General features: G+C 69.1%; 7 protein-coding genes and 1 pseudogene. 3 read left to right on the forward strand and 5 right to left on the reverse strand.

Going from position 1 to position 7,816, the window contains the following annotated elements; all coding sequences use genetic code 11:
• The 3 genes and pseudogenes from ACWDS7_RS44410 to ACWDS7_RS44420 all read left to right on the forward strand — a co-directional run.
• A pseudogene (locus tag ACWDS7_RS44410) lies at window positions 1-646 on the forward strand (IS5 family transposase); the annotation flags it as partial.
• Window positions 647-939: 293 nt separating this feature from the next.
• Window positions 940-1,797, forward strand: a complete 858-nt coding sequence (locus tag ACWDS7_RS44415) for a hypothetical protein (RefSeq protein WP_451934204.1) — start codon at window positions 940-942, stop codon at window positions 1,795-1,797.
• Complete coding sequence (locus ACWDS7_RS44420; RefSeq protein WP_451934205.1) at window positions 1,791-4,514, forward strand: outer membrane protein assembly factor BamB family protein; 2,724 nt, start codon at window positions 1,791-1,793, stop codon at window positions 4,512-4,514. The genes ACWDS7_RS44415 and ACWDS7_RS44420 overlap by 7 nt, the downstream gene beginning before the upstream one ends.
• A 91-nt stretch (window positions 4,515-4,605) precedes the next feature.
• Here ACWDS7_RS44420 and ACWDS7_RS44425 read toward each other — a convergent pair whose 3' ends face one another.
• The 5 genes from ACWDS7_RS44425 to ACWDS7_RS44445 form a co-directional block, all read right to left on the reverse strand.
• On the reverse strand, window positions 4,606-4,794 hold the full coding sequence (locus ACWDS7_RS44425) for a hypothetical protein (protein ID WP_306871371.1): 189 nt from the start codon (window positions 4,792-4,794) through the stop codon (window positions 4,606-4,608).
• A gap of 376 nt (window positions 4,795-5,170) precedes the next feature.
• Entirely contained in the window at window positions 5,171-5,503 is a 333-nt protein-coding gene (locus ACWDS7_RS44430; RefSeq protein ID WP_451934208.1) for a group II intron maturase-specific domain-containing protein, read from the reverse strand.
• Window positions 5,504-5,511: 8 nt separating this feature from the next.
• Window positions 5,512-5,880 (reverse strand): recombinase family protein, encoded by a 369-nt coding sequence (locus tag ACWDS7_RS44435; protein ID WP_451934209.1) that lies wholly within the window; start codon window positions 5,878-5,880, stop codon window positions 5,512-5,514.
• 27 nt (window positions 5,881-5,907) lie between these two features.
• The gene (locus ACWDS7_RS44440; RefSeq protein ID WP_451934206.1) at window positions 5,908-6,831 is read right to left on the reverse strand and encodes a phytanoyl-CoA dioxygenase family protein; all 924 of its coding nucleotides are present in this window, start codon (window positions 6,829-6,831) and stop codon (window positions 5,908-5,910) included.
• A 419-nt stretch (window positions 6,832-7,250) separates the two neighbouring features.
• A complete protein-coding gene (locus ACWDS7_RS44445) occupies window positions 7,251-7,769 on the reverse strand; it encodes a pentapeptide repeat-containing protein (RefSeq protein ID WP_451934207.1) in 519 nt (172 codons plus the stop codon).
• Window positions 7,770-7,816 lie beyond the last annotated feature (47 nt).

The following is a 7,816-nucleotide window of genomic DNA, read 5'->3' on the forward strand; positions in this document are numbered from 1 at the left end:
CTCCTGGAACACATCCAGGTCCACGACGACGCCGCAGGCCAGGTCGACTGGTCGGTGATCTGTGTGGACTCCACCATCGTGCGTGCTCACCAGCACGTGGCCGGAGCCTGTGAAAGGGGGGATCGGCCATGGGACGCCCGGGCGGCAATCAGCCCAGATCCATCAGGGCCGACAGGCGCTCGGGCGCTCGCGCGGCGGACTGACCACCAAGATCCACCTGGCCGTCGACGGGCGCGGCCTGCCCCTGGCGTCCGTGGTGACCGGCGGCAACGTCAACGACTGCACCCAGTTCACCGCCGTGATGGAGGCCATCCGGGTGCCCCGCCCCGGCGTCGGCCGGCCGCGCACCCGGCCCGATCATGTGGTCGCCGACAAGGGCTCCAGCTCCCGCGCCATCCGCACCTACCTGCGCCGGCGCAAGATCGGCGCGACCATTCCCGAGCGCGCCGACCAGCCGGCCGGGCGAGCCCGCCGTAAGCATCGGCGCTGCGCCTTCGACCCGGTCCGCTACAAGCGGCGCAACGTCGTCGAACGCTGCTTCAACCGGCTCAAGCACTTCAAAGGCATCGCGACCCGCTACGACAAGCTCGCCGCGCATTACCGATCGGCCGTGACCATCGCCTGCCTGCTGTTATGGCTCAGATGATCCACAAAACAGAACCTAGCGCACACGCCGTGCTCACGCGTCAGCCACCCGTTTAATGCTTGACGATCACGCTTGGCGTACGTTTCCGTTCCGCCGTACTCCGACCCCGATTCCGTGCCGATATTCATCAGGCCTTCCTCAAGCTGGCCTTCACGCTCGCCTGCCGTCATGGCGTCGTTTCCGGTGCGCCGCCAATTCCGGTCGGGCATACTCCAAGGTGCACGGTCAAGATCCGCACATTCACGGCCCACTGGAAGACAGTCATGGCTAAAGGACGCCGGAGCAAGACGAGTATGACCGGCAAAAAGGGTGCGACGGTCGACGACGGCCGCGACAAGAGCGCCGATCAGCCGGCCGTGGGCCCCGGCGGTTGGAAGGCCGCGCGTGCATGGACGGCCGGAGTCGCCAGCGCCACGCTCATCGCGGCGATCGGCGTGGTGTTCACCGCCTGGTACACCACGAGCGGCCCCGACACGATCGACCGCATCCGCGGCGGGCCGCCGCTGACGGTCGGGCACGTGGCCGTCGACTACGACGAACGCCCCCTCGTACTCAGGGAGCCGGTGACCACCCCCGCCGACCGGGCGACCCTGCTGGGCAGGGGGGCCGACCCCGCCGACGTGGCCGCGATGCTGGCCCGCCACCACGTCGCCACGATCGGGGACATGACCACCACCGTCGTCCTGGTCGGCAACCGCAGCAGCCTGCGGATCATCGACATCAAGCCGCGGGTTCTCACCCGGGCACCGCCCGCGCAGGGCGCCTACCTGAACCCGGGGAGCGCCGCCGGGCAGCCCGGTACCGTCGAGCTCATCGCGGACCTCGATCGGCGGCCGGTCCGTTTCGGCACGAAAAAGGAATTGCGCACCCCGTACTTCAGGACGAAACAGATCGACCTGAAACGGGATGAACGGGTCACGCTCAGCCTCTCGATAGTCGGCAAGACGGCGTACTACGAGTTCGACCTCGTGGCCACGGTGCTGACGGCGGACAGGTCTGAAGAGATCGTGATCCACGGGCCGGGTGGCGTCCCGTTCCGGCTGACGGGCCCCGCGAGCTCCTACCGCACCGCCTACCGCACGGCCGGTGACGGCGGCGGTTGGGTGCCGATGCCCACCGACCAGACCTGCACGACCTCGGACAAGTGCTGATCACGCGCGCCGCCGTCGTCCTGCTGACCGCGGCGCTGCTGACGGGTACGGCCGCCGACACCCCCGACGGCAGACCGGCGCCCGTCCAGTGGCGCATGGCGTGGTCGGCGCCCGCCGAGGCGGACCTCGTCAACGGTACCCACGGCACCCCGCACTACGGCGTGTCGCAGCCGGCGCTGGCCATGGCCGCCGGCCAGGGCACCGTACGCGTGCACGATGCCCGCACCGGCGCGCTCGTCCGCACCCTGTCCGTCGCGCCGGCAACACCAGGGAACGGCTCGCGCGATCCCGTCGCCGGCGTGTGGGCGACGTCCGGCACGGTCGTTGTGTTCACCGACGATCAGAGCCGCGGCGACCAGCGGCTGCACGCCTACGACGCGCGCACGGGCGCGCTGCTGTGGCGGCGTGCCGTCACCATCGCCTCACCGCGGAACCAGGCCTCGGACGCTGGGACCTACGAGGGGCCGCCGATCATGGTGACTGAGCGCGGCGTCGTGCTCGTCGATCAGGCTGCGGAACCCCCTGCTCTGCGCACCCTGGATCCGCGTACGGGCACGCCCATGGCAAGGACGGCTCGTCCACGGGGCTGCGCCCTGACGGCCGACGCCACAGCCCGGTCGGTGGTGCTGCTCGACCATTGCGCGGGCAACCATCTCCGGCTCGCGTCCGTGGACCCGTCCACGCTGCGGCCGAACTGGACGCGTACGCTGCCCTCGCCACCCCGCACCCTGACGGACGACGGATCCCCGCCCTCGCTCCATCTCGTCGTCAGCGGCGACGGGTACGCAGGCGTCTCGGTGGGCGACGTCTCGGCGTTCTACGGGCCGGACGGTCGCCTCCTGTCCACCGGGCAGGAGGCGCTGCGCGCCGCCGGCTCCGCCCGGGACAGCCGTTGGAGCCGGCCGATGCGCCTCAACCAGGGGGCCACGACGGGCGGCGACGGCGCACTTTGGGGCGACGCCTCCAGGTGGCCGCTCCCGGCGTTCCTGGTCTCCGTCGACGCCGGCTCCGGCCGCCTGCGCGCGCTGCCGCTCGACGCGTCCTCCACCCACGTCTCCCTCGTGGGCACGACCCCCGGCATGGCTTTCGTACTGTTCGCCACCGGCCGCGTCGCCGCCTACACCCTGACCTACGGCGTCCCAGGCGGGCACGAGCTGTTCGACAGGGTCCCGCCGGACGCCTGGCCGGACGCATGCGGCCTGCTGACCGCCGCCGACCTGCGCCCCGTCGCGGACGGCTACGTGCCCACGCCCCGGACGCCGACCCTGTTCGGCGAGCGGCTGCCCAAGCCCGTCCAGTGTGACTGGATACCGCCCGTGGACGACGCCCCGGTCGTCTCCCTCTCCGTGGACTGGGTCTCCTCCTCCAGCGCCGTCGCTGCGCAGATCTTCGCCACCGAGACCGCCCGCATCAAGCAGACGGAGATCTACGACGCGATCACGGAGGACGCGTACCTCCTCGACTACATCCGGTCCACCGCCACCGGCACCGGCGGCGCGCCAGAAGTCCTCGTCAACGTGGGCCCGGTCATCGTCCGGCTCGCCTCCGCCTCGCGTTCGGCCCTGCGGCTCCTGGCCCCGCTCGTACGGGACGAACTACTGGCCCGCTACCGGCTTCCCCGCCCTGTACCCACCGCCCTGTCCAACCTGCGCTGGACCTTCCCCGCCGACGGCCAGTTGAGGGACGATCCGGTGGTGGCCGGCGGAGCCGTCTACGCCATCGCCGGCGGCAGGGTCCACGCGATGGACGCCTCCTCCGGCCGCCCGCTCTGGACCACCGTGATCGCCGAGTTCGTTGGCGGGCCCCTCAGAGTCACCGACGGCTTGGTGTTCGTCGAAGGACCGGGTTCCTTTCACGCCCTGGACGCTCGCACGGGCCGTCGGCGGTGGCGGCATCCGGTGGGGCCGAGCTCGACCTTCGTGGTGGCGAAACGGCGCGTCATCCTCGTCGACGGCGAGACGGCCGTCGGCCTGGACACGGTCTCCGGCCGCGAGCTGTGGCATTTCCACAGCGCGGACACGTTCTCCATATCCCGTCCCGTGATCGACGGCGCAACCGTCTACATCGACGACGCCGGCGGCACCGTGCACGCGCTGGACGTCGCCACCGGCCGCCGCCGGTGGAGCGTGCGGACCGGGGCCGCAAAGGACGGCAGCCACCGCGCCACGACCGCGGCGGCCGGCAGGGTCGTCTACGTCATCGGCGCCGACCGTCGCCTGCGCGCACTGGACGCCGCCACCGGTGCCCGGCGGTGGAACACCCTGCTCGGCTCGCCCGTCGCCTTCCCCCCAGTGCCCGCCGGCGACGCCGTCTACGCCTGGGGCGCGGCCGGCGTCCTGTACGCGCTCGACGCCCGCACCGGCAGGCTACGGTGGGCCTTCGCGCCCGGCGCCGTCTCCTTCCCCGCCGAGCTAGCCGTCGATCGGGGCCGCGTCTACCTGGCCGACGGTGACGGCGTCCTCCACTGCCTGGATGCCGTCACCGGCATGGAACAGTGGAGGCAGTCCGTGGGCGCCGACCACGTCTCAGGCCCCATCGTGCACGCCGGCACCGTGTACGCCGGAGCCGGCGGCGCCGTGCACGCTCTGGACGGCATCACCGGCGCGCGCAAATGGCGCATACGTACTGGCAGCCAGGCGCCCAGTGTTATCGCCGCCGGCGGCCTCCTCTATGTGAGCGCTGGCGGCGACATCCACGCCCTGCGCCCCACCCCCTGACGCCTGACCGGCACTGTCGTCCCGCTTCTACGTCCGCTGCCGAGTCGATCATGCGGCATGTGGCAACCCATGGGGTTGACGGGCTTGGCGTCTACCCGTCACTGATGCGTCTGGTCAGCAGTTGTTCCAGCCACTGGCCCGGCAGCACCCGGTGCAGGCGCAGGGTGGAGGCGATGACGTCACGCGCCTGCTCGGCGTCTTGGGTCCGGGTCTGGGCGCGGATGGTCTGCCAGGCAGTGATGAGCCGCTCGGCCACCTGGCTCACCTGCTCAGGTGTCACCAGGTACAGGCCCGCATCGGCGACCTTGGGAACGGCGTGATGGATGTGCGGCTGGGGAGTGACGTACAGGCGTCCTCCTCCCGAGCGTGGCCCCAACCGTCAAGTAGGGGTATTGGTAAGGAACGTGTCACCAGCCGCCAATTAGGGAGATGGCACAGGTCAGCGACTTGCATCGAGGAGCTGCGATGGGTCCGGTGAATCGAGGCCCTCTGAAGGGATACCTTTCTGACCTGCAGAGACGTTGCGGTTTGCGGCTGGGTTGGGTCGGGCCGGGGCGCGGTGCTGGTCTTGCGATCAGTCCGTTTCCCTGACCCGCCCGCCGAACCCGGCGTGCATGTCTTCATGCACCGGGCTCTCCACGTGTCTTGTCCGATGGTCAACCGCCAACGGCGGCGATTGCCGGTTGCGATGACCACGGCGTCGGAATCTTGGTGCCGCGATAGCGGTAACGGGTCACTTTGACGCTGGACGCGCCGGTGAACTCGACGCCGTTGCAGGTCAGTTCCCAGGTGCCGGGCAGACAGAACCGGCGGCGCAGCTGCTGCCAGCTGATCCGGGAGTGTTTGCGGAAGATCCAGACGACGATGCGATGCCACGCATGGTTATCGATCGCGCCGAAGATCACCTTGGACACTCCGTGCCGGAAGTAGTTCGCCCATCCAGGCCTGGAACTCCTACAGCTACGGCGAGCCGCAAAGTAGAAGTTGATTTCGCGTTCTACCTGGAGTTTTCCTGACCGTGAATGATGCGGTGGATGGTGGAGCGTCCGACGCTGTACTCGGCGGCCAGGTCTGCGAGAGAGACCTCGCCCTCGGCATAGCGTCGGCGGATGGAGCGGCGCGCAGGCTCAGGCAGTTTGGGCTGTTTGCCTTTGAGCTTGCCCTTCTTCTTGGCCAGGGTCATGCCTTCGCGGGTGCGCTGGTGCCCGATGTTCGCCTCGAACTCCGCGACCATGGCCAGAGTCTGCAGAAACAGCCGGCCGAACGGGTCGTTCCAGTCGTAGACCGAGCCGCCCAGGTGGGTCTGTTCGGGCTGGGTGGTGTTCCGGTGAGGGATCCCCTTACGGAACAGTCCAGCAGCAGTGATTGCTTCGACGGCGAAGACGCCTGTTCACTATGAGTGCTGCGCTGACGTGGTCCAAGGCGTGAGGTCGAGTTCGGGGTATCGAAGTGCCATCCCGGCGAGCGTCTCGGGGGTCCAGTAGGGATGCTCGGGCGGCGGAAACCCGAAGGCTTGGAGTTGTCGTGGGGTGGCGCGATGGACGAAGTCCATCCAGGCTCGTTCGAAGCCCTGGGCGGCCCACCCAGCGCGCTGTCCCCAGTGAAGGCCAGCGGACCGGAATCCCAGGTGCATGCTGTAGCGGACGCCGCGTGGTGCGGTCAGCTGGGTGCCTCGGTGGAAGGTTCCGGTCTCGAAGGCGATGACCGTGCCGGCCGGTCCGGCACCGGACACCTCGGCAGCGTAGAGATCCGGGCTGCCGCTGTCGTCGACGAACCGATTAGTGCCTTTGCGTCCTGGTCGCAGGTACCAGTTCGGTACGGCCGGCAGGTCGGCGGTGTGCTTGCGCGAGACCAGATGCGGGGGCCCGAGTTCCTCGGGCACGTCATTCAGGAAGACGAACATCTCCAGTTGGCGGTGTCCGGGCGTCGTGCTCGGCACCAGGAGCGTGTGGTTGAGGTAGTCGCGATGCAGATCCTGGTCGTAGTCGCAGGCTCCGGTGTATTTCGCCCAGGCTTCGGCTGATGAGAGGCAGATGTCGCTGTCCTCGAGGAGTGACTCGGCCAGGTCCAGAATCCGGTGGTTGACGGCCAGCAGGCTGATCGCTGTGCTCGCGAAGGGGAAGGTGTCGATCCCGGCGAACTCATCTCCGATGAAGCGTTTTGCGCGCGGGTCCGTGTCATCGTGGAAGCCCGCAGCGGACGGGAACATCTGATTCACCTCGTTCACCACTGCGCTCAGCTCATCAGTCGGGATGAAACCCGGTAGAACGACGAACCCGTCCACCCGCCACATCCGCGCCGCATCCTGGAGATCCATGAGGCAAGGATCATCGAGGTGCGAACGCGTGGGCAAATCCTTTTCAGGCCTGGCATCCGTTACACGGCAGCTGAAGATCGAGACGATTGTCCATGTCTAGGGGTGCCGGTAAAAAACGCGCCATGAGCCCCAAACAGCGTTGATCTTGCTGTGGCTTGCCTGGTCAATGCTGGCCGGTCATGAAGGGGCGCCGCCGGAATGCGGCGGAAACGGGCCGCGTCCGCCGGAGACCGCACGTCAGACGGTGGGAGCGGCAGCCGAGGTTTCGGCTGTGGACGGCGGCGCCCGGCGTTGGACCGGATTGGCTCCCGTAGTGGCCCCATCGCGGTGACCTGCTCAGACGCTGTCTCAGGAACCGGACAGAAATCGCCGCACTGTCCGGTATATAGCCAAGGGCCACCGCCGGCCCGCCGCTCCGGTCAGGCATCTCCGGCTGGGGCACCGTCTGCTTCCTCGCGGATCAGGCGGCCAAGCCCCTCCGGCGTCACCTCCAACCGCCACCCATCCGGCCACACATGAGCGGCGGCAGGATCGACCACCACAGCCCCACCCAGCCGAGGGGTCTTGGTGAAGGTCGCCCCGACGAACCGGGCGTGCTCGGTGAAGGTCGCCCCGTCGAACCTGACGTCCCCATGGAAGGTCGCCTTGTCGAAGACGGCGTCGGCGACGTGGCCGCCGGCCAGGTCGAAGTCGATGAGGGTGGCGCCGGCCAGGTCCAGTCGCATCCCTTCCCAGAAGGGCGGTGCGGCCGGGAGGGTGGAGCGCTGGTCTGCGGGGCGGTCGTCGCGCAGGCGAGCACTGAGGATGCGCTGGGCGGTCAGCCGCACCCGCAGCTCGCCCTCCCGGTCGCCGGCCTCCTGCTGCGGTGCGGGGTCGGTGGGCAGGGTGATGCCGGCGCGGGCGGCCTGGTAGCGGCGCCGGGCCTTCCTGATGTACACCGAGGACTACGCTCGCTTCTGCGAGCAGACCGCGGGCCGATTCATCC

This window comes from Streptosporangium sp. NPDC003464, from assembly GCF_053588315.1.